This is a genomic window from Burkholderia sp. 8Y (genome assembly GCF_902506145.1).
Classification (GTDB): Bacteria; Pseudomonadota; Gammaproteobacteria; order Burkholderiales; family Burkholderiaceae; genus Caballeronia.
This window is the reverse complement of the sequence record NZ_LR733519.1, coordinates 181,873-201,228: the sequence shown is the minus strand read 5'-3', so window position 1 is coordinate 201,228 and position 19,356 is coordinate 181,873. Positions and strand designations below refer to the sequence as shown.

The following is a 19,356-nucleotide window of genomic DNA, read 5'->3' as shown; positions in this document are numbered from 1 at the left end:
GAAGTTCCGCCGGGAAGCAGTCGTCAGAACCGCTCGCGCCGGAAAGACGGAAAAATCTTATGGGTCGAGGCAAAGAATGGTACGAACAGACAAGATAAGGCTCGTTGTCGCTGACGAGCAACCGGCAATCGTGCTCGGACTGCAATCGTGGTTCGAGGCGCGCGAGCGTTATCGCGTGGTCGCAAGCGCAACGGGCGCACAGCAATTGTTGTTGAAATTGCGTGACGCGAGCAGCGAACTGGTGATCGTGGGCTGCCCGCTGAGTTTGGATGCGCGCGCGGCGGGGGACCGCTTCGGGATCCTGCGCGCGTTGCGTGAGTGTGTGCCGCACACGCCGATCGTCGCTTTGACGCGCGACACCGATCCGCTTGCCGTGCGCGCGATGCAGCGCGCGGGCGCGGACGGCATCGCCAGTACGCGCGACGAACTGAAGGATTTCGGGCGCGTGTGCGAGCGCGTGCTGTCGGGCGTGACGGGTGTGCTGTCGAGGCGCATCGCCGCTTGCATGGAAAGCGAGGGGCAGAGCGCGCACGGCACGTTCAATTCGCACGCCGTCTATGGCGACGTGCGCCTGAGCGCGACGACACTGGCCGCCCGGATGTGATATTTCGTTAGCGACGCGCCCGCCGTCGCGCGTTCGTATCGAGGCGGCAACGCGGCGAAAATCGCGCAGGCTCAGGCAGTTGGCGGCGAAGCGTCGTTCGACAATTCAAGCGCCTTCTTTCGCGGATAGCTGATGTCCTTGCCGTCGTCGAACCCTTTCTCGTAAGCGCGTTGATCGAGCGCCCGGAAAAGCGGCGCGAGTTCTTCGACTTGCGCGCGGATCAACTCCATCAGCGGTTTGGCGAGCGCGGGCGACACCGCGCTCGTACCGTCGGGATGGCCGTGCGGGCCGCTCACGACTTCGACCATTGCGCGCAGCGTCTGCGCGCGCTTCACGCAATAGTCGACGAGCGGCATCGCGTGGGTGATGACCGCGTGACCTTTCTCGTTGACCGATACCGACACGTTCGACTCCATGAGCGTCTCCTTTTTGAATTGGGGGACCGAAACTCTAGAAGCCGCGCATCAGCCGGCGCCAGCGGAATAATCCGAAAGACTTGTGATCGGTTGTCAAGTCAGCAGATCGCGCAGCGTGCGGTCCCATACCAGAGCGATGGCATTCCATTGCGCGCAGCCGAGCGCGGCATGGCGCGCCGGCTCGTTCGACGACAACTCCGCGTCGAGGCTCCGATTTCGAACGCGCTCTGACAAAAGAGCCGGCCTTCACGGCATACGGAGCCGCCAGCAAGGATGCGTCAACTTCGCTACGATGCTCGCTTGCCTTCGCTCCCCGGCGCGCGCCGCCGCCTTTCGAAAACACCATGCCCACGCCGCCTCACGCCATTGGATTCACGCAAGATCCGCTCGACCGCATGTCCGAGAAGCGCGACGACGAAGCGTTCGTCGCCAGCCTCCGCGACGACGCCGCGACGCGCTTTCTGCTGTTCGTAAAGGACGTGCCGCTTTTCAAGCGCACGGACGGGCACGATCCGCTTTTCTCCGCGCAGGAAGCCGCGCGATTCGGCGCGCCGCTCGAGACCGTGCTGCTCGGCCGCGACGCCGACAACCGCGCGCTCTTCGCCTGCACGCTCGATACGACCGCCGACGCCGCCGCCGATGCGCTCGCGGGCGCGCCAGTCGAAGCCATCGAATTGCGCCCGGTCGCGATGCAGGGCCTCGTCGCGCCGCCGCTCGTCAGCGCGCTCGGCGAGGCGCGCTCGATGCTGGACTGGCATCGGCGGCACCGGTTCTGCGCGAACTGCGGGCATCCCACCGACAGCGCGGGCGCTGGCTGGCGGCGCATTTGCGCCAACTGCCGCGCGCAGCATTTTCCGCGCGTCGATCCGGTCGTCATCATGCTCGTCACGGATGGCGAACGCTGCCTGCTCGGGCGTCAGCCGCAATTCGCGCCGGGCATGTACTCCGCGCTCGCGGGCTTCATCGAGCCGGGCGAGACGTTCGAGCACGCGGTTTATCGCGAAGTGCTGGAAGAAGCGGGCATCCGCTGCGCCGACGTGCGTTACTTCGCGTCGCAGCCGTGGCCGTTCCCGTCCTCGCTGATGATCGGCTGCTTCGCGCGCGCGACGGGCACGGCGATCACCGTCGACAAGAACGAGCTGGAAGACGCGCGCTGGTTCAGCCGCGAAGAAGTCGCCGCCATGCTCGACGGCACGCACCGGCAAGGACTCAACGCGCCGAAGCCGTTCGCGATCGCGCATCACTTGCTGAAGGCGTTCGTCGAAGGAAACTAAAGCTTCAGAGCGTCTCGCGCCCGATGATCTCGAAGCCGACATCGACCGGCGCAACGGGCGCCGCGCCGCCGAGCCGCTCGATCAGGCAGCGCGCCGCCGTCGCGCCGATGCGCTTGCCATCGACGCGCACCGTGGTCAGAGCGGGCGTCGTGTCGGCGGCGAAGTCCAGGTCGCCGAAGCCGCAGACGGCGAGCCGCGCGGGCACATCGAGACCGCGCCGCCGCGCCTCGGACACCACGCCGAGCGCGAGCAGATCGGAACTGCAAAAGATGGCATCGACCTGCGGCCGCGTTTCGTGAATGCGCCGCAGCGCGTTCTTGCCAAGCGCAACGGACGTGGGCGGCGGCATCAGCACATCGGCGACGTCGTGCATGCCGTGCTGCGCGAGGGTATCGATGAAACCGCGGCGCCGCGCGAGCGCCCGCTGATCCGTCGCGCAGACGAGCGCCGGATGCTTCGCGCCACGCGCGACGAAACGCTCCGCCACCGCCGCGCCGATCCGATAGTGCGAAAAGCCGACGAGCATGTCGATCGGGTCGTCGGTCATGTCCCACGTCTCGACAATCGGAATACCGATCTTGCGCAGGCGTTCGCGCAGCGTCGCCGTGTGCGCCACGCCCGTCAGCAACACGCCCTCCGGACGGCGGCTCAGCACGGCGTCGAGCAGTTGATCTTCGTTTTCGTCGCTGTAGCCGGACAGGCCGAGCAGCACCTGATAGCCGGCGCGCGACATCGTATCGCTGAACACCTGCACCGTTTCCGAGAATAGCGAATGCGCGACGGTCGGCACGATGGCCGCGATCAGCCGCGATTTCGCCGACGACAAGCCGCCCGCCAGCCGGTTCGGCACGTAGCCGAGTTCGCTCACCGCCTGGCGCACGCGGGCGAGCGTCTCCGGCGCGACCGTGTCGGGCGCATTGAACACGCGCGACACGGTGATCGGCGAGACGCCCGCCGACGCCGCCACGTCCGTGATACGCACGTCCTTCGGCGTGCCGCGTGTGCGGCGCGGCGCGGCGGGCGGGGCCGCGAGCAGATCGGCGGCGGACTCGGCGGCGCGGGTGGCCACGCGGTTGGCCATATCGGCGGGCTTGGTCATGCTTTCGTTGGCGCTTCGGAAGCGGACGGGTAAAAACGCGCCATTCTAGGCTTTCGCGGGCGCATCGAGGGCGGCGTCGCTGCGCGTTTTCCCGCGCCGCATCAGCAGCATCGTGACGACGGCGAAGATCAGAAGGCACGCGGCCGGAATCAGCATCGGCGCCTTCACGCTTCCGCTCGTCTGCCGGACCCACGGCACCAGATTCTGCGCGATGAACCCGCCGACATTGCCGAGCGAATTGATCGCGGCGATGCCCGCCGCCGCGCGCGCGCCGGTGAGGAACTTGGGCGGAATCGTCCAGAAGCACGGCAGCAGCAGATACATGCACGGCGCACCGAGGCACAGCGCGATGAAGCGCAGCGTGTTGGTCGGCAGAAACACGCTCGCGAGGAAGAACACGACGCCGAGCAGCGCCGCCGTCAGCATCGCCACGGTCGTGCGCCGGTCGGAGCCGTTGGCTGCGCGCAGCTTCGCCGGCAGCCACGCGAGCACGATGGTCGCCGCGAGCCACGGCACGATGTTCAGCAAGCCGTTGGTCGTGTTGGAGACGCCGAACCCTTTCACCAGCGTCGGCAGCCAGTAGCTGACGCCGTAGACGGACATCGACAGCATCATGTAGTAGAGCGCCATGCCGATCACGCGCGGCTCGGTCAGCACGCGCATCACGTTGGCGTGGCTCGTCTCGGCTTTCTTCGCCTGCTGCCGTTCGGTTTCGAGCGTGGCGTCGAGCCAAAGCTTTTCGTCGTCGGAGAGGAAGCGCGCCTTTTTCGGCGATGCCGGCAGCCACAGCAGCACGACCGCCGTGAGCAGCACGGAAGGCACGCCCGTCACGATGAACACGAGCTGCCAGCCTTGCAGACCGAACCATGCCTTGTCGAGCAGATAACCGCAGATCGGCGCGCCAACCATGTTGCCGATGCTGCTGCCGAGCGTGAAATAGCCGAGCATACGCACGCGATGCCGCTGCGGAAACCACAGCGTCAGGTAATAGATGACGCCCGGATACAGCCCCGCTTCCGACGCGCCGAGCAGAAAGCGCAGCACGTAGAACATGGTCGCGTTCGTGGTGAACGCGAGAAGAATCGTCACGATGCCCCACGTCAGCATGATCCGCGCGATCCAGCGCGGCGCGCCGTACTTGTGCAGCAGCACGTTGCTCGGAATCTCGAAGATCAGGTAGCCGATGAAGAACAGCGACGCGCCGAGTCCATACGCGACTTCCGAGATGCCGAGGCTGCCGAGCATCTGCAGCTTGGCGAAGCCGATGTTCGAGCGGTCGATGTACGCGACGAGATAGAGCAGGCCGACGAGCGGCATGAGCCGCCACGCGAGGCGGTTGATGAGACGCGGCTCGTCGACGGTGCGCGGCGCGTGAGGGGAAGGCGGTCGTCCGGTGTTCACGGTGTCTCCAATGCGGGGCGGCCGGCTGCGGTCGGCAGCGCGGCTCCGGTGTATGCGTTTGCCACTAGCGCGCCGCCAGCTCACCCGCGCTGCTTACGCCATTGCGCATACGCGGCGAGCGTTTCCTCGCTCGGCGGATACGTGCCGCGCAACAGCGCGCCCGCCTCCACGCGCGCCGTCACGAATTCTTCGAGCAGTTCCTGCTCGGCGGCATCTTTCGCGACCTGCTCGGCCATGTGACGCGGCACGATCACGACGCCATCCACATCGCCGACGACGATATCGCCCGGATACACCGCCACCCCGCCGCACGCGATCGGCACGTTCATATCCACCGCGTGATGCTTCGCCAGATTGAGCGGCGCGCTCGCGCCCGCGCAAAAAAGCGGCAGTCCGATCTCGCCGATGGTGCCGCTATCGCGCACGCAGCCATCCGACACCATGCCCGCGACGCCGCGCACCTTGAGGCGCGTCGTGAGAATCGAACCGGTCGATGCCACCGTGCGATCGCCGCGGCAATCCTGCACGAGAACGCTGCCCGGCGGCGCGCTCTCGACAGCCTTGCGCTGCGGATGATCCGGGTCCTGGAACACGCCGACGTGATCGATGTCCTCGCGCGCCGGGATATTGCGCAGCGTGAAGGCCGGACCGACGAGATTCGGCGCGCCCTTCTCAGGCTTCACCAGCGGCGCGACGCCTTGCAGGAACACGTTGCGCAGGCCGCGCTTGAAGAGCTGCGTCGTGAGCGTCGCTGTGCTGACGTGGCGCAGCAAGTCGAGCGTTTCGTCGGAAATGGCGATGTCTTGTGTCGTCATGGTGTCGTTGTCGCGTTCAGTGGATTTCCGGCTCGTCGCCGTGCGTAGCGGTCTTTTCTTCGAGGAAATCGAAGTCGCAGCCCTTGTTCGCCTGCGTCACATGCAGTTGATGCATCACGCCGAAACCGCGTTCGAAAGGGCGCTTCGGCGGCGTCCAGGCGGCTTTGCGCGCGGCGAGTTCTTCGTCGCTGACTTCCAAATGCAGGCGGCGCGCGGGCACGTCCAGTTCGACGATGTCGCCGTCTTTCACCAGCGCGAGCGGCCCGCCCACGAACGATTCCGGCGCGACGTGCAGCACGCACGCGCCGTAGCTCGTGCCGCTCATGCGTGCATCCGAGATGCGGACCATGTCGCGCACGCCCTCCTTCAGCAGCTTTTGCGGAATCGGCAGTTGGCCCCACTCCGGCATGCCCGGCGCGCCGACCGGCCCTGCGTGCTGCAGCACGATCACGGAATTGGCGGTGATATCGAGGGCTTCGTCGTCGATGCGCGCGGCCATGTCCGCGTAGTCCTTGAACACGACCGCCGGCCCGCGATGCTTCAGCAGATGCGCTTCCATTGCCGCCGGCTTAATGACGGCGCCATCGGGCGCGAGATTGCCGGTGAGCACGGCGAGGCCATCGTTCGGCACCAGCGGATTGCCGAGCCGGCGAATCACGTCGTCGTTGAAAATTTCGGTGCCCGCGATGTTTTCGCCGAGCGTCGCGCCATTGACAGTTAGTTGCGAACCGTCGATCAAATCGCCGAGTTCGGCGAGGAGCGCGCGCAGGCCGCCCGCGTAAAAGAAGTCTTCCATCAGATACTGCCCGGCCGGCCGCAAGTTGCCGATGACAGGCGTCACGCGCGACAGCTCGTCGAAGCGCCCGGTGGTCAGCGGCACGCCCGCGCGGCGCGCGACCGCCACCAGATGCACGATTGCGTTGGTCGAACCGGACATCGCGAGCACGGTGGTGACGGCGTTGTCGAAGGACTTCGCGGTGAGAATGTCGGACGGCTTCAGATCGGTCCAGACCATCTCGACGATGCGCTGCCCCGTCAGCGACGCGTACTGCGCATGACGGGAATCCACCGCCGGGATCGAGGCGAAGCCCGGCAGCGTAAGGCCGAGAGCTTCGGTGGCGCTCGTCATAGTGGAGGCGGTGCCCATCGTCATGCAGTGTCCCGGCGAGCGCGCGATGCCGCTCTCCACGCCCTTCCACTCGTCCGCGGTGATCTTGCCCGCGCGCAGTTCCGCCCAGTACTTCCACGTATCCGAGCCGCTGCCGAGCGTGCGTCCGTTCCAGTCGCCGCGCAGCATCGGTCCGGCGGGCAGGTAAATGGCGGGCAAATCCATGCTGATCGCGCCCATCAGAAGGCCGGGCGTGGTCTTGTCGCAGCCGCCCATCAGCACGCAGCCGTCGAACGGATAAGAACGCAGCAGCTCTTCCACTTCCATCGCCAGAAAATTGCGATAGAGCATCGTGGTCGGCTTCTGAAACGGTTCGGCCAGCGTCATCACCGGCATTTCGACCGGGAAGCCGCCCGCCTGCCAGATGCCGCGCTTCACTTCCTCGACGCGCTGCTTGAAATGCGTGTGGCACGAGTTGATCTCGCTCCACGTATTCACCACGGCGATGACCGGCTTGCCCATGTAATCGGACGAGTGATAGCCCATCTGCGCCGTGCGCGACCGGTGCCCGAAGGAGCGCAGATCGTTCACGCCGTACCACCGATGGCTGCGCAGTTCTTCCGGCGTCTTGCGTTTCGTGGGGTCGTAGGCCAAGCGATGTCTCCTTGATGGTAGCGTTACCATATCGATAGACGCGATGGTAGCGTTATCATCGGCGCGCGTCGCTTGGGGTTTGTACGAAGTGGAGGACGCTATTTGGCGACGGCGTGAACGGAGCCGAGAAGCTCGGAGAGTCCGAGCCAAAGAATCTCCACCCCGATGCAGAAGATCACGAATGCGAAAAGCCGCATGGCGACTTGCGTGCCGACGGTGCCGAGCAGCCGTTCGAGATAGCCGGCGAAGCGCACGCAGACATAGATGCTCGCGCAGAGCAGCACGAGCCCGACGCTCACGCCCACGATATGCACCGGCTGCAAACCGTGGCGCGGCGAGCCGGTTCCGAGCGCGATGGCGACGGCGATGGAGCCCGGGCCGACGGTGATCGGCAGCGTCAGCGGATAAAACGCCTTCGCGCGCAACGACGCGCCGCTGCGAGGCTTCGGCGCGGGTTCGGCAGCGGCGGCGTCTTCGTCGGGGGCCTGCAGGAGGCTCCAGCCCGCCATCGAGACCACGATGCCGCCCGCCACGCGCAGCACCGGAATCGAGATGCCGAAGAAGTTGAGCACGTACGCGCCCACCGACAGCGACGCCAGTAAAATCACGAAGCTGTTCAGCGAGATGCGCCGGGCGAGTTCCTGCCGCTCGGCATCGCTGATATACGGCAGCATGCTCAACACGACGAGCGCGACCGCAGGCGGATTGATGATCGGAAAGAGCCCGGCGACGATCACGAGCACGGTCTTGACGAATTCGTTGAACATGCTCGAGAGGTTTGTGTGGTTGGTTTTGCCTCTAGACCCTTCAGCCTGACACCAGCGGCGCCGTAAGAATCAGCGCGCACTCGGTCAGAAACGAGCCGAGCCCCGCGCCGATCAGCACGCGCGCGACATACGCCCACATACGCCGGTCGACGTTGCCCGAGCACCGCCATGCCGCCGTGCACCACGCGAGATAAAGCGCGCCGCACGCGGCGAACAGGCCCAGTGTGCCGGGCCAGAACCATACGGTAATCAGGAGAAACGCTTCTGGAGCGACGCCGCTGCCCCAGAGGTACAGGTACAGCGCCCACCATGCGAGGTGCAGCGGCAGGCCCAGTAGCCACCAGACTTTCCAGAAGCGTTCTTCTCCGCGCCAGGCCTTGCGCAACATGCGTCGCCATATAAAGAAAAGAGGCTGGGATTTTACTTCACCGGATGCGGCCACAGGACCGAGCTCTCCCCGACCGCGACGCCGGTAACGACTAGGTTCTCGTGGCATTTCAGCATATTGCGTTGCGGCAAACGCCGGTTCCGGCTATGGGCGCCGGTCCGAGAGCGTTTGACTCGCGAGGTCGCCGTGCTGCATCGCGAGCGCGCGCAGCGACGGCCACATATGCATGTAGTGAACCATGAAACTGTCCGCGCGCTGAAGCTGATAAGGCGTGTTCAGGGTGATGCAGTCGACCAGTTCCGCATCGCTCGCCATGCCGTGGCGCGTGAGCACCTTTATGAACGTGTCCTGATCGCCGCCGCTCGCATAAGTCGATGACTTGTCCGCGACGCCGCCGATCGCCTGCTCCACTTCGCCGAGCACGTCGAAGTTCGCCTGCGTGCGTCGAAAGCCCATGATGCCGGAGTTGAACTGCCAGCTCATGTCCATCGCGATCAGGCGGTCGCGGCTGTCGAGCAAGCGTTCGAGCGGCATCGACTGGTCGATCACGAGCACGTCCGCGTCGATCCAGAACACCCATTCGTGCTGAGACAGATGGCGGCGCAGCACCCACGGCTTCAGCCAGTTGCCGCTCGCGCCGTGCGGCGATGCCTGCGGGATATCTCGATAAAGATGCAGCGCATAGCCGTGGCGCGCGCAGTAACGGCGCAGATTGCGCTCGGCGATGGCGCCGTACGCGCGGATGTTCGGCGTGTAGAGCATGGCGAGCGCGATGGGCGCGTCGGGGCGCAGCGCCTCGTACGCGTCGTGCGCCGCGTCCGGCGGGGGCAGCGTCAGATATGCCTCGCCTTTTGCCTGACACGCGTTGATGTGCGACGCGAAGAGATCGCGCAGATCGGCGTGGACGGGCTCGTTCGGCGGCGCGTCGGGAAGGTCGGCGAGCGCGATGGCGAAGACGCGCAGCCGCGCCCACATCGGCTCGATATGCCACGCCGCGGGCACGACGGCATGCACGCCGTCGATCTGCGTCATGTAGTGCAGCGGCGCCGTCGTGCGCAGCAGCGCCGATTCGCTCGCGAGCGCGCCGCCGAAACGCGCGCCCGCGCACAGGCGTTCCACCCGCGCGCGCGACGCCGGCGTATTGCGCCAGAGCTGGAATCCGCCGATGACGCTATCGCTTTCGGCGTCGCCCATCGACACGATCAGCGAGTCGCGCGCCGGCTCGGCCATCAGCGTTTCGCACGCGATATCGCTCACGATCAGGCAGTCCTGGGTGAGCAGCAGCACGAGGTCGCCATCGGCTGCGGCGCGCAGCGCGCGCAACAGCGTCTGGAATTTCAGCAGCATGCGCAGATGCGCCCAGCCGATGCGGCTCGCATCGACGAACGCGTGCGCGTAGGAGCGATGCGCGCAATAGCGCCGATGATTGTCGAAGGACGCGTGGGCGTCCCGGCTCGCGAAGAAACTGATGACTCGGGTCGTCATGGAGGCTCGATGAACGGCGCAGGCAATCATCGATTCTGCGTTCGCTTTCGCTTTGCGGGCAAGCGGCTCGACACTTTGTTTCATGCAGCATGAGGTCGCGCTGGCTCGTTTCGCTCGCCGGCATCCGCGTGCAACAGGATTCAAGACGCCGGCTGCGCGCGCCTCGACAATGGCGCTTTCTGCAAACTGAACGGGGAAACACATGACGAACGAGACGACGGAAGCCGGCGCGCGCGCTCAACGCTGCGTGATCGTGGTGGACCGCGCGCTGCCCGCCGGCAAGGCCGCGAATGCGGCGGCGGTGCTGGCGCTGACCATCGGGCAGCGGCACCCGGCGCTTGTCGGCGAGCCGCTCGTCGATGCGTCCGGCGTCGCGCATCCGGGCCTGATTCCGGTCGGCATCGCGGTGCTCGCGGCCACTCAGGACGAACTCGCGTCGATTCGCGGCAAGGCGCTCGCCGCCGCTTGCGATGTCGTCGCGTTTCCCGAGCAAGGCCAGCAGACGACGGACTACGCCGCCTTTCGCGACGCCGTCTCGACGGTCGCAACCGACGCGCTGCGCTACGTCGGCGTCGCGCTGATTGGCGAGAAAAAGCCGGTGAGTAAGGCCGTCGGGAACCTCGGCCTGTTGAAGTAATGCAAGGACGCGTCAGCCGCGCGTCGCCGCCTTGTACGCGCCCGGCGTCACGCCGAGCATGCGGCGGAACGTGCGCGTGAGATGCGCCTGATCCGCGAAGCCGGTTTCGGCGGCGATATCGGAGAGCGCATTGCCGCGCCGGATGAGCGCCATTGCGCGGCGCACGCGCGCCTGCCGCTGATATTCGTGCGGCGTCATGCCGGTTGCCCGACTGAACGCACGGAACAAGCGATACGGCGGCAAGTCGGCCGCCGCCGCGATTTCATGCAGACGCAGCGGGTCGCCGAGACGGTCTTCGAGAAAACGCCGCGCCGCGAGGATGGCGCGCGGCTCGCTCGCCTCGCGCGGCGCCGTCTGCTGCTTCATGTGTCGTCCGGCGAGCCGCCCCGCGAACGCCAGATACCGCTCGTCGCGATACAGCGACGAACCGCTCACCTCCGACGACCGATGCGCGTCCTGAAGCGCCATGCTCAGGACCGGATCACGAATGATCGGACCGACGAGCCTGCCCGCGCGCTTCTCGCCAGTCAACTCCAGCAGATGCGCGACATCCACATAGAGCGTGCGCTGCGTCCAGCCCTCGCCGTCGACGGGCCAGCCGGCGTGCGGTTCGTCGGCGTCGATGGCGTACAGATCGCCGCGCCGCGCGACGAACTCCGTGCCGCGCATGCGGATGCGAATCGCGCCGCCCGTGAGCAGCGCGAAACACGCGGTGTCGTGCGCGTGGACGTCATAGGCGAAGTCCGCGAAGCGCCCGCGCAGCAACTCCGCGCCGAGATCGGGCGCGCGCCAGATCCGGGTGTCGGACGTCGGGCGGGCGTTCACGGACATGCGCCGATACGCCGGCTTACCGCTCCATCGACGCCATGTCGATCACGAAGCGGTACTTCACGTCGCTCTTCAACATGCGCTCGTAGGCCGTGTTGATCTCGTCCATGCGGATCATTTCGATATCGGACGTGATGCCGTGCTTGCCGCAGAAGTCGAGCATTTCCTGCGTCTCCGCGATGCCGCCGATGAGCGAGCCCGCCAGCGAACGCCGCTTGAAGATCATGTTCATCACCGAAGGCGAAGGATGCGGGTGCTCCGGCGCGCCGACGAGCGTCATGGTGCCGTCACGCTTAAGGAGCGCGATGAACGGGTCGAGACTGTGCGAGGCCGCCACCGTGTTCAGGATGAAATCGAAGCTGTTGGCATGCGCGGCCATCTGGTCCGGATCCTTCGACACGACGACGTCATGCGCGCCCAGCCGCTTGGCATCCTCGATCTTGCTCGGCGACGTCGTGAAGAGCACGACATGCGCGCCCATCGCCGCCGCGATCTTCACGCCCATGTGCCCGAGGCCGCCCAGACCGACGATGCCCACTTTGTCGCCCGCTTTCACGCCCCAGTGACGCAGCGGCGAGTACGTGGTGATGCCCGCGCACAAGAGCGGCGCGACCGCGGCCAGTTCGAGGTTCTCGGGCACGCGCAGCGTGAAGGCTTCATCGACGACGATCGACGTCGAATAGCCGCCATACGTCACGCCGCCCGACTTCTTGTCCGGCGAGTTATAGGTCTGCACGAAGCTCTCCGGGCTTTCGCAATATTGTTCGAGCCCTTCCCTGCAGGCTTCGCACACGCGACACGAATCCACCATGCAGCCGACGCCCGCGATGTCGCCGGCCTTGAACTTCGTCACGTCCGAGCCGACTTCCGTCACGCGCCCGACGATCTCGTGACCCGGCACGACCGGATAGTTCGTGCCGCCCCATTCGTTGCGCGCCGTGTGCAGATCGGAGTGGCAGACGCCGCAAAAGAGAATGTCGATACGCACGTCGTTCGGACCGACATCGCGGCGTTGAATCTCGAGCGGACCGAGCGGCTTGTCGGCTGCGGACGCTGCATAGGAATAGGCTTTGAACATGGTCGTTCCCTGTTGATCGTGAAGCGTGGACGTGAGGCCGGCGCCTTCGCGCATTGGGAAGACGCGGCCGAATCAGACGTGTGCGAACGGAGCGCGCGGCAGTTTATGTGCGGGAGCGAACGCTCGCCGCCCTGCTCTGCTGCCGTTGCTCCGTGATTGCCGATCCTGCCGATACTTCGGCGGCGGCGCGCAACGTCGTTACTGTATGCCTATCGGGAGATGTCTGCTGGAACGGTGGAAGCCGGGAATCCGCGAGCTTCGCCGTGCCTGCCAGCGAGCGGCAAGAGACAGTGGCGCTCGAAACGCGCGTCATACGATTACGGGAAAGCCAGGCGCCATGCACGCGCCCGGCATTGTCGATACACGGGGGGCCACGACGATGAAAGCGAATGCAATGACGGTGAGCATCGATTTGCCGTGCGGTGCGGTGAGCGCCGAGTTCTATCCGGACACAGGCCGGTTGCGAATTCTCGAACGCGACGTCTTGCGCGTCGAACTGTTCCCGCCACAGTCGTGGTTCACCGTTGCGTCGGTGGCCGGTAACAGCCGATGGGGTACGCGGCCGCGCGAGTCGGATCTTTATCTGGTGCTGCAGAGCTTTGTCATGCAGCGGTTCGGGATGGATGCGTTGGGTAAGGGAGCGGCGGTGGCGCATTGAGGCGCATGCCGAGCGCCTCGCCATCTCATTGGCAACCGTCCGCAGACGACCCACAACGCAGTCCGCTTCGACGTGGCATCATGAAGGCGCTGTCCGCCATCCACGCAATCTCTCGCCGGAGACGCCATGGAAGTGACCATCAGCGAATTGACAGGGCTGCTCGAGGAACTGGAAAAGGAAGACCCGGTCGATTACGGCGACCTGCCGTTCGGCGAGCCGGAGCTACGCGGTCTCGTATTGACTTCGCTTCTGGAGAGGCATCGCAGCCTTCAGGCGAGCGGGCTGAATCCTGGCGACGTTAATCTCACCTACATGCTCACCACGGCGCTGCTCGTGATCGAGAACCTCGTGTTGCACGCGCGGCTGCTTGTGCTGCAGGGTCAGCGCATCGATGTCAGCGCGTTGCTGCGCAAGTATTCCGCCGGGTGAACTCGCCCGAGGGCGCCTCCGCTCAATCACGCGGCCGGCTTGGCGGGCGATACCCCGGAATCTGATGCAACGCCTGATGGCACGCCGCCGACAACGCGGCCAGCCGCTCGACGCTCGCGCGCAATTGCGCATGCGTCCGCCCGATATCCTCGCGGAGGATTTCGATTCGGGGCGTGATTCTGTCTTCGATCGCCTCGCCGATTGCGCCACATGCGAGCAGCGCCTCGGCGTCGTGACGCGCTTCCCGCAGTTCGATCACGTGAAGCTTGTTTTGTGCGAGGAGCCGCGCGTGCGCTTCGGCCAGCTGGCCAAGACCCATCGCCCGCATGCGCTCGATGAAGTGACGCATGGACCGCAACGTGGCCTCGCCGGCGTCATAGGCCATGAATTGGATGTCGTCGATCGACAGGGACAGACGGCCTTCGGGGGATTCGAATTCGAGCTTCGTGTGCATGACGGTGGCAACGCGTGAGGTGGGTTGCCGAAATTCTAGGCATTCGGTCACGGCCGTTGCGTAGGAGAAGGCCGAATTAGACGCGTGCGTTTGCGATCACTGCGTTTCGCGTTTCTTCCACGTTCAACGCGTCTTCGTGACAGCCGGCTTGATGGACGTAGCCTCCTCCACGACGTCCAGTCCCCAGTCGCCGAACGTGTACCAGTCTTCGCCCAATAGCTCCGCCGGATGCTGCGTGCGGCTGGAGCCGTTCCCGCAGCGCAGGGCATCGGCCGCGCAGTAGTGGTCGCAGCCCCAACAGTTGCGTTCCGGATGCTTGGGATGAAGGGGAAATCGCTTTGCCATGGTTGCTTTGCTCCTGGTTCCGGCGCGGGCCTCGCCGTTTTCGAGAGGCTACGACGCGCCCGGCAGACGGCCAATCGGACAAGTTCGAACGTTCGCGGAAAGCGGTTTCGCCGCGCGAACGAGCGGATGGCTTATCAAGCACCGCGCCTCTTGGCGATCAGCAACCCGCGACGGCCGTTTTCGTGCTTCCGGTCAGGAGCAGTTCGATCAGTTCCCGGACGCTGCGGATCGCCGCGCCGAACGGCAATTTCTCGCGGCCACGGAAGAAGAGACCGTTGCCCACGTCGCCGCGCAGCGCCGCCGCAAGCCGCGTGTCGATGCAAAAGTGCCCGAACTTCTCGATGCCGTCGCGCAGGCCGCACGCGCTCAGACACTCGAGCGCCGTCGGGCAGGTCTGCTTGCGGGCGCCGATTTTCGTGCGAATACGTTCTTCGTTGCGCAGATAGCGCATGAGCCACGGCGTCTTGACCGCACGCGCGGGCAGCCCCGTCACGCTGACGAACTCGACGATATCGTCAGGCTTCGCCTCCGCGAGCACGCGCTTGAACTCGGGATGCGCGTCCCCTTCCTGCGTCACGGCGAAAGGCGTGCCGATCTGGACACCGTTCGCGCCGGCCGCGAGCCAGGAGCGCACGGCTTCGTGACTGTTGATGCCGCCCGCGACGATCACCGGCACGTCGGAACGCGCGAGTCCCAGCGACGCGAACGCCGTCTCCAGTTCCGCGAGCACGCGCGCAAAGCTGAAACGCTCATTGTTCATGTCCGCTACATCGTTGACGCCGAGGTGCCCGCCGGCATGCGCCGGATGCTCGATCACGATGGCATCCGGCAAACGCCCCTTCTTCATCCATTTCTTCAGTACGAGCGCGACGCCGCGGCTGTCCGAAAGAATCGGGATCAGCGCAATGTCGCAGCCCTGCGTCAGATCGGGCAGATCGAGCGGCAAGCCCGCGCCCATGACGATGGCGTCGGCACCCTCTTCGCAGGCCACGCGCACGTAGTCGGCATGGGCGCTGACCGCCTTCATGACGTTCACCGCGATCATGCCGCGCCCGTCCGACAGCTCGCGTGCGCCGCGAATCTCGCGCTCGAGCGCGGTCAAGTTCGCCCGCTCCAGCGTTTCGCGCGACGGATCCGCGCGGCACATGTCCAGCAGGTCGGCGTGATGATGCCGCAGATCGATACTCGCGATGGTGCTTACCGCGCCTTCGCGCGCGACGCTGCCCGCGAGCCGGTGCGCCGAAATGCCGACGCCCATGCCGCCCTGCACGATCGGCAGGACACTGCGTCCGCGGATGACGAGCGGCGGGAAAGCGTGTTGCCACGAGGTCGGTGAAACCTGAATTTCAGCTTGATTTCGATTCATGATCTGACTGCCTGATGTGTCCGGCAAGAGCCGTTGAAACGACGCTGGCGCAAAGCGACGTTCATGGTGTTTCATAGGGAACGGCCGCAGCGGACGCGTCCGCGCGGTCGGCGTCGTGCCCAGCGGCGTAAAGCGCGACCTGAACGCGGCTTGTAAAGTTGAGCTTGCGCAGGATATTGCGCACGTGGATCTTCACGGTGCTTTCGGCCAGCGAGAGCGTGCGCGCGATTTCCTTGTTGCTTGCGCCGCGCGAGAGCTCGCGAATGATGTCGCGTTCGCGCGTCGTGAGCGAATCGGGCTCGGGAGCAAGCGCGGTTGTCAAAGGCTCGTGCGCGGCTTGCGCCTGCGACACCGGCCGCCGCATGCTCGCGACGAGCTTTGCGGTCATGTCGTCGGCGACCACGGGTTCGCCTGCCGCCGCCTTGCGGATGGCCACGCAAAGCGTCTCCGCTTCGATGTTCTTCAGCAAATAACCGCACGCCCCTTCGCGCAGCGCGACGGTCAACTCATCCACGTCCTCAGAAACGGTCAGCATCACGACGGCGGCGCCCGGCAAGTCCTGAGCGAGGAGCCGCAGCGTTTCGAGCCCGGAAAGTCCCGGCATGTTGTTGTCGAGCAGGATCACGTCGGGGCAGTACTGCTTTGCCCGTTTGACGCCTTCGAGCCCGTCCGCCGCTTCGCCGACGACCTCCAGGTCCGGCTGGCGTTGCAGCAGCGCGCGCACACCGGAGCGAAACAGCGTGTGATCGTCGATGAGCAGGATACGGATGGCCATGATGAAAACCGGGACGACAGATGAAGCGCGATGCGTCAGACAGCCTGACGGGCATGAGGCGGAAGAACAAGCTCAACGCGCGCGCCACGCCCCGGCATGCCGGTCAAGCGCAAGGTCGCCGACAACCGCTCGGCCCGTTCGCGCATGATGTGAAAACCTACGTGTCTTTCGTCCAGCGCGCCCATCTCTGCCAGATCGTAGCCTTGGCCATCGTCCTCAACAAGGAGCCTGAATTCGCTTTCGTTGACAATCGTCACACGAACCTCAGTTGCTTCCGCATGCTTGCGTATGTTAGAGAGCGCCTCCTGCAAAACGAAAAGAATCTGCAACTGATGATCGGCCGCCAGCGGTGGGCCGCCCGCCTCGCGATAATCCAGTGCGACCGGTATGCCGGACTGCGATCTGAAGCGGTCAACGGTGGTCTCGACCGCGAACTTCAGCTTGCCGGTGCCGAGCTTCGACCGGAAGTTGATGAGCAGTTCGCGCACGTCCTCGTAACTCTCAGCGACGCCGCCCGCGAGCAAGGGCACGATGTCGCGGATTTCGTCTATCCGGTCGCCGGTCGCCGCGGCGTCGAGCATGTGTACTTGCATCTTCAGAAAGTTGAGGCTTTGCGCGATTGTTCGCGATTCTGCGCCTCCAGTTCAGCCATGTTCGACTCCACGCGCTTGGCGAGCTCGCCATAAAGCTGCTGGAGTTCAGCCGCCATGCGGTTGAAGCCTGCGGCGAGTTGCCCGAATTCGTCGAGCGTCATCACCGGCAGCCGCGCTTCGAACTGCCGCTTCTGGATTCGGAGGAGCCCTTCCTGCAATCGCTGAACCGGCGCGACAAACCACACGTAAAGCAGATACACGATGGCCACGGCGCCCAGGCACGACATGGCCGCAAGCGCCACCTGCGACATGCGCAGCCATGCCGTCTTTCGCGCATTGTCGCGCTCGATCAGGCTCACGAGCGCGTCCGCCTGCGCGACGAACGGCGGCAGCGCCGCCAGATACGCCGACGCGCTCGACGCGTAGCGCGCCTCCTGCTCCAGCCGGCTGCGCCATACATACTCGACGTTATCGAATTTCTGGCGAATGCCGGCATCGTCCGGGAGGAACAGTGGCCGCGCGGGATCGCCATGCCGTAGACGATCCAGCGTGACGTTCAACTGACTGATCTGCGCATCGAGTGCGGCGCGGTCGCCGTCGCGCTGAGTCGTGAGCAGTGCGATGCCGACGGCATTCGCGCGCATTCGCAGGCTGCCCGCATCGTTGATGGCCGCGCCCGCGCCCTGCAGTTGCCAGGACAGCCACAACGTTCCGCCGATCATGGTGAGCACGAGCATGAGCGCCACCGTCGACAAGCGGACGATGCGCAGGGTCAGCCGCTTGCGCGGCTGCGGATACGACGCGCGGCGATTCATGCTCAGCGCGTGCGAACGAGTTGCCACGCGCGGGCGACGTACGTCACCGACGCAAAGCCGCTCCACACATGCACGAGGCGCGTGAACGGGAAAAGCACGAAGAGACTCATACCCATGACGAGATGCACTCGAAACAGGAGCGGCGCGTTCGCCACGTAGCTTGCCGCATCACCCCTGAAGGTTGCGATGTGTTGCGCCCAGGTCATGAGACGAAGCATCATCGCGCCATCCCGGTGTCCGGCAGATTCGCCGATTGTCGAGAGCCCGAGAAGCAGCGTAACCAGAATCCAGAGCAGCAGCACACGGTCGCTAGTCTTCGTAAGTGCCGAAAGGCGCACGCTCGTCAGCCGGCGGTGCAGCAGGATAGCGAGCCCCACGAGGCAGAGAGCGCCCATCGCGCCGCCCGCGATCATCGCGACAGCCTGCTTCACGCTATGCGCGACGCCGAGCCAGTCCCAGACTGCAACTGGCGTCAGCAACCCGACCAGATGGCCGAAGAACAAGCCCAGTATGCCGACGTGAAACAGGATATTGCCGAGCCTCAGGTTTCCGCGGTCGATGAGTTGCGTGCTGTCGGCTTTCCACGTGTACTGCTCGCGCTCGAAGCGCATGAGGCTGCCGAAGAGGAAGATGCACGCCGCGATGTACGGATAGATGCCGAAGAAGAACGTATTCATCGCGCCTCCTTTGCGGTCGATATACGGTGTTCCGCCGCCGATGCGGGGCCGCGCGGATGAAAACGGATAATCTGCATCGTCGCGGGATGGGACGGCACGAGTAGCGGCTCGACGCCATCGTGACCGGGACCGAACCTTTCAAGCGCCTCGTCCATGTCGCGCACGGGCGATTGCATGAGCGGCCGAGGCTCGACGGACGCGAGCCCGCGCAGGACGGCAAAAACGCCCGCGTAAGGACTCTCGCTTTTCGCGAGCCGCGTGCCGAGGGCGTCGAGAATGTGGATGGCATCATCGAGCAGCGCCTGTGCCTTGGCCGGCTCGATTACACCGAGCACTTCCAGGAAAAGCGGCACGTAGTCCGGCAACTCATTGCTCGTGACATCCAACCCAAGGCCGCGATATTCGTTCAGCAGATCGACCATTGCCTGCCCGCGATCGCGACTCTCGCCATGCACATGCTCAAACAGATGCAGCGAATGCGATGGCGAGCGGTCGAAAGTCGCCACGTAGTCCTCCTGCAGCGCGATCAGTGAACGCGCCTTCAGATTGTCGATGAGCGGTGAAACGTCCGCCTGCGCCTGCGGCCATTCGGCGAGCGCGGCTTCGATCTCCGGCAATGCCTCGATCAACGCGGGTTCCGGGTAATCCAGCAACGCGGAAAGAATAGGATAAGGCGACATCGTAGCTCCT

At 65.2% G+C, this 19,356-nt stretch carries 23 protein-coding genes; 5 read left to right on the top strand and 18 right to left on the bottom strand.

Features of this window, described 5'->3' with window-relative positions:
• The first annotated feature begins 76 nt into the window (after window positions 1-76).
• On the top strand, window positions 77-604 hold the full coding sequence (locus GV035_RS00880) for a DNA-binding response regulator (RefSeq protein WP_159832665.1): 528 nt from the start codon (window positions 77-79) through the stop codon (window positions 602-604).
• A gap of 71 nt (window positions 605-675) precedes the next feature.
• Here GV035_RS00880 and GV035_RS00875 read toward each other — a convergent pair whose 3' ends face one another.
• Window positions 676-1,020 (bottom strand): hypothetical protein, encoded by a 345-nt coding sequence (locus GV035_RS00875; protein WP_159832664.1) that lies wholly within the window; start codon window positions 1,018-1,020, stop codon window positions 676-678.
• A 344-nt stretch (window positions 1,021-1,364) separates the two neighbouring features.
• On the opposite strand from GV035_RS00875, the gene nudC reads away from it, so the two are divergent.
• Window positions 1,365-2,294, top strand: coding sequence for an NAD(+) diphosphatase (gene nudC, locus GV035_RS00870; protein ID WP_159832663.1), 930 nt, complete (start codon window positions 1,365-1,367; stop codon window positions 2,292-2,294).
• Between the two features lie 4 nt (window positions 2,295-2,298).
• On the opposite strand, the gene GV035_RS00865 is transcribed toward nudC, so the two are convergent.
• The 7 genes from GV035_RS00865 to GV035_RS00835 form a co-directional block, all read right to left on the bottom strand.
• Window positions 2,299-3,375, bottom strand: coding sequence for a LacI family DNA-binding transcriptional regulator (locus GV035_RS00865; protein WP_159834897.1), 1,077 nt, complete (start codon window positions 3,373-3,375; stop codon window positions 2,299-2,301).
• Between the two features lie 63 nt (window positions 3,376-3,438).
• Window positions 3,439-4,710 carry an MFS transporter gene (locus GV035_RS00860; RefSeq protein WP_159834896.1) on the bottom strand — a complete coding sequence of 424 codons (1,272 nt, stop codon included), beginning with the start codon at window positions 4,708-4,710 and terminating at the stop codon, window positions 3,439-3,441.
• Between the two features lie 164 nt (window positions 4,711-4,874).
• Window positions 4,875-5,609, bottom strand: coding sequence for a ribonuclease activity regulator RraA (locus GV035_RS00855; RefSeq protein ID WP_159832662.1), 735 nt, complete (start codon window positions 5,607-5,609; stop codon window positions 4,875-4,877).
• A 16-nt stretch (window positions 5,610-5,625) separates the two neighbouring features.
• Window positions 5,626-7,371, bottom strand: coding sequence for an L-arabinonate dehydratase (gene araD / locus GV035_RS00850; RefSeq protein ID WP_236572373.1), 1,746 nt, complete (start codon window positions 7,369-7,371; stop codon window positions 5,626-5,628).
• Window positions 7,372-7,469: 98 nt separating this feature from the next.
• Complete coding sequence (locus GV035_RS00845) at window positions 7,470-8,138, bottom strand: MarC family protein (RefSeq protein WP_159832660.1); 669 nt, start codon at window positions 8,136-8,138, stop codon at window positions 7,470-7,472.
• Window positions 8,139-8,178: 40 nt separating this feature from the next.
• Window positions 8,179-8,526: a hypothetical protein gene (locus GV035_RS00840; protein WP_159832659.1), complete on the bottom strand. Its 348-nt coding sequence runs from the start codon at window positions 8,524-8,526 to the stop codon at window positions 8,179-8,181.
• A 144-nt stretch (window positions 8,527-8,670) separates the two neighbouring features.
• Window positions 8,671-10,011: a hypothetical protein gene (locus GV035_RS00835; protein WP_159832658.1), complete on the bottom strand. Its 1,341-nt coding sequence runs from the start codon at window positions 10,009-10,011 to the stop codon at window positions 8,671-8,673.
• Between the two features lie 202 nt (window positions 10,012-10,213).
• On the opposite strand from GV035_RS00835, the gene GV035_RS00830 reads away from it, so the two are divergent.
• Window positions 10,214-10,648, top strand: coding sequence for a DUF2000 domain-containing protein (locus GV035_RS00830; RefSeq protein ID WP_159832657.1), 435 nt, complete (start codon window positions 10,214-10,216; stop codon window positions 10,646-10,648).
• A 12-nt stretch (window positions 10,649-10,660) separates the two neighbouring features.
• Here the strand turns inward: GV035_RS00830 and GV035_RS00825 are convergent, their stop codons facing one another.
• Together GV035_RS00825 and GV035_RS00820 are read right to left on the bottom strand one after the other, a co-directional pair.
• Window positions 10,661-11,479: a helix-turn-helix transcriptional regulator gene (locus GV035_RS00825; protein WP_159832656.1), complete on the bottom strand. Its 819-nt coding sequence runs from the start codon at window positions 11,477-11,479 to the stop codon at window positions 10,661-10,663.
• A 16-nt stretch (window positions 11,480-11,495) separates the two neighbouring features.
• The gene (locus tag GV035_RS00820; protein WP_159832655.1) at window positions 11,496-12,554 is read right to left on the bottom strand and encodes an NAD(P)-dependent alcohol dehydrogenase; all 1,059 of its coding nucleotides are present in this window, start codon (window positions 12,552-12,554) and stop codon (window positions 11,496-11,498) included.
• A 394-nt stretch (window positions 12,555-12,948) separates the two neighbouring features.
• Between GV035_RS00820 and GV035_RS00815 the strand changes: the two genes are divergently transcribed.
• Both GV035_RS00815 and GV035_RS00810 read left to right on the top strand, forming a co-directional pair.
• A complete protein-coding gene (locus GV035_RS00815) occupies window positions 12,949-13,212 on the top strand; it encodes a hypothetical protein (RefSeq protein WP_236572372.1) in 264 nt (87 codons plus the stop codon).
• Between the two features lie 126 nt (window positions 13,213-13,338).
• Window positions 13,339-13,641 (top strand): hypothetical protein, encoded by a 303-nt coding sequence (locus tag GV035_RS00810; RefSeq protein WP_159832653.1) that lies wholly within the window; start codon window positions 13,339-13,341, stop codon window positions 13,639-13,641.
• Window positions 13,642-13,663: 22 nt separating this feature from the next.
• Here the strand turns inward: GV035_RS00810 and GV035_RS00805 are convergent, their stop codons facing one another.
• The 8 genes from GV035_RS00805 to narJ form a co-directional block, all read right to left on the bottom strand.
• Window positions 13,664-14,095 carry a hypothetical protein gene (locus GV035_RS00805; RefSeq protein ID WP_159832652.1) on the bottom strand — a complete coding sequence of 144 codons (432 nt, stop codon included), beginning with the start codon at window positions 14,093-14,095 and terminating at the stop codon, window positions 13,664-13,666.
• Between the two features lie 123 nt (window positions 14,096-14,218).
• Window positions 14,219-14,440, bottom strand: coding sequence for a DUF3079 domain-containing protein (locus GV035_RS00800; RefSeq protein ID WP_159832651.1), 222 nt, complete (start codon window positions 14,438-14,440; stop codon window positions 14,219-14,221).
• Between the two features lie 157 nt (window positions 14,441-14,597).
• The gene (locus GV035_RS00795; RefSeq protein WP_159832650.1) at window positions 14,598-15,806 is read right to left on the bottom strand and encodes an NAD(P)H-dependent flavin oxidoreductase; all 1,209 of its coding nucleotides are present in this window, start codon (window positions 15,804-15,806) and stop codon (window positions 14,598-14,600) included.
• 61 nt (window positions 15,807-15,867) lie between these two features.
• Window positions 15,868-16,581 carry a response regulator gene (locus tag GV035_RS00790; RefSeq protein ID WP_159832649.1) on the bottom strand — a complete coding sequence of 238 codons (714 nt, stop codon included), beginning with the start codon at window positions 16,579-16,581 and terminating at the stop codon, window positions 15,868-15,870.
• Window positions 16,582-16,616: 35 nt separating this feature from the next.
• Window positions 16,617-17,162: a sensor histidine kinase gene (locus GV035_RS29895; protein WP_442859508.1), complete on the bottom strand. Its 546-nt coding sequence runs from the start codon at window positions 17,160-17,162 to the stop codon at window positions 16,617-16,619.
• 14 nt (window positions 17,163-17,176) lie between these two features.
• On the bottom strand, window positions 17,177-17,989 hold the full coding sequence (locus GV035_RS29890; protein ID WP_442859507.1) for a type IV pili methyl-accepting chemotaxis transducer N-terminal domain-containing protein: 813 nt from the start codon (window positions 17,987-17,989) through the stop codon (window positions 17,177-17,179).
• Between the two features lie 2 nt (window positions 17,990-17,991).
• Window positions 17,992-18,666, bottom strand: a complete 675-nt coding sequence (gene narI / locus GV035_RS00780) for a respiratory nitrate reductase subunit gamma (protein ID WP_159832648.1) — start codon at window positions 18,664-18,666, stop codon at window positions 17,992-17,994.
• Entirely contained in the window at window positions 18,663-19,346 is a 684-nt protein-coding gene (gene narJ, locus GV035_RS00775; RefSeq protein ID WP_159832647.1) for a nitrate reductase molybdenum cofactor assembly chaperone, read from the bottom strand. Before narJ ends, narI begins: the two co-directional genes overlap by 4 nt.
• Between the last annotated feature and the right edge of the window lie 10 nt (window positions 19,347-19,356).

Excerpts from the sequence above, each read along its gene's own strand:
- GV035_RS00865 (WP_159834897.1), bottom strand. The coding sequence starts at position 3,375 with ATGGCCAACCGCGTGGCCACCCGCGCCGCCGAGTCCGCCGCCGATCTG.
- nudC (WP_159832663.1), top strand. The coding sequence starts at position 1,365 with ATGCCCACGCCGCCTCACGCCATTGGATTCACGCAAGATCCGCTCGAC.
- GV035_RS00835 (WP_159832658.1), bottom strand. The coding sequence starts at position 10,011 with ATGACGACCCGAGTCATCAGTTTCTTCGCGAGCCGGGACGCCCACGCG.
- GV035_RS00795 (WP_159832650.1), bottom strand. The coding sequence starts at position 15,806 with ATGAATCGAAATCAAGCTGAAATTCAGGTTTCACCGACCTCGTGGCAA.
- GV035_RS00830 (WP_159832657.1), top strand. The coding sequence starts at position 10,214 with ATGACGAACGAGACGACGGAAGCCGGCGCGCGCGCTCAACGCTGCGTG.
- GV035_RS00805 (WP_159832652.1), bottom strand. The coding sequence starts at position 14,095 with ATGCACACGAAGCTCGAATTCGAATCCCCCGAAGGCCGTCTGTCCCTG.
- GV035_RS00855 (WP_159832662.1), bottom strand. The coding sequence starts at position 5,609 with ATGACGACACAAGACATCGCCATTTCCGACGAAACGCTCGACTTGCTG.
- GV035_RS00815 (WP_236572372.1), top strand. The coding sequence starts at position 12,949 with ATGACGGTGAGCATCGATTTGCCGTGCGGTGCGGTGAGCGCCGAGTTC.
- narJ (WP_159832647.1), bottom strand. The coding sequence starts at position 19,346 with ATGTCGCCTTATCCTATTCTTTCCGCGTTGCTGGATTACCCGGAACCC.
- GV035_RS00800 (WP_159832651.1), bottom strand. The coding sequence starts at position 14,440 with ATGGCAAAGCGATTTCCCCTTCATCCCAAGCATCCGGAACGCAACTGT.
- narI (WP_159832648.1), bottom strand. The coding sequence starts at position 18,666 with ATGAATACGTTCTTCTTCGGCATCTATCCGTACATCGCGGCGTGCATC.
- GV035_RS00860 (WP_159834896.1), bottom strand. The coding sequence starts at position 4,710 with ATGCCGCTCGTCGGCCTGCTCTATCTCGTCGCGTACATCGACCGCTCG.
- GV035_RS00840 (WP_159832659.1), bottom strand. The coding sequence starts at position 8,526 with ATGTTGCGCAAGGCCTGGCGCGGAGAAGAACGCTTCTGGAAAGTCTGG.
- GV035_RS00790 (WP_159832649.1), bottom strand. The coding sequence starts at position 16,581 with ATGGCCATCCGTATCCTGCTCATCGACGATCACACGCTGTTTCGCTCC.
- GV035_RS29895 (WP_442859508.1), bottom strand. The coding sequence starts at position 17,162 with ATGCTCGACGCCGCGGCGACCGGCGACCGGATAGACGAAATCCGCGAC.
- GV035_RS00810 (WP_159832653.1), top strand. The coding sequence starts at position 13,339 with ATGGAAGTGACCATCAGCGAATTGACAGGGCTGCTCGAGGAACTGGAA.
- GV035_RS00845 (WP_159832660.1), bottom strand. The coding sequence starts at position 8,138 with ATGTTCAACGAATTCGTCAAGACCGTGCTCGTGATCGTCGCCGGGCTC.
- GV035_RS00880 (WP_159832665.1), top strand. The coding sequence starts at position 77 with ATGGTACGAACAGACAAGATAAGGCTCGTTGTCGCTGACGAGCAACCG.
- GV035_RS29890 (WP_442859507.1), bottom strand. The coding sequence starts at position 17,989 with ATGAATCGCCGCGCGTCGTATCCGCAGCCGCGCAAGCGGCTGACCCTG.
- GV035_RS00825 (WP_159832656.1), bottom strand. The coding sequence starts at position 11,479 with ATGTCCGTGAACGCCCGCCCGACGTCCGACACCCGGATCTGGCGCGCG.
- GV035_RS00875 (WP_159832664.1), bottom strand. The coding sequence starts at position 1,020 with ATGGAGTCGAACGTGTCGGTATCGGTCAACGAGAAAGGTCACGCGGTC.
- GV035_RS00820 (WP_159832655.1), bottom strand. The coding sequence starts at position 12,554 with ATGTTCAAAGCCTATTCCTATGCAGCGTCCGCAGCCGACAAGCCGCTC.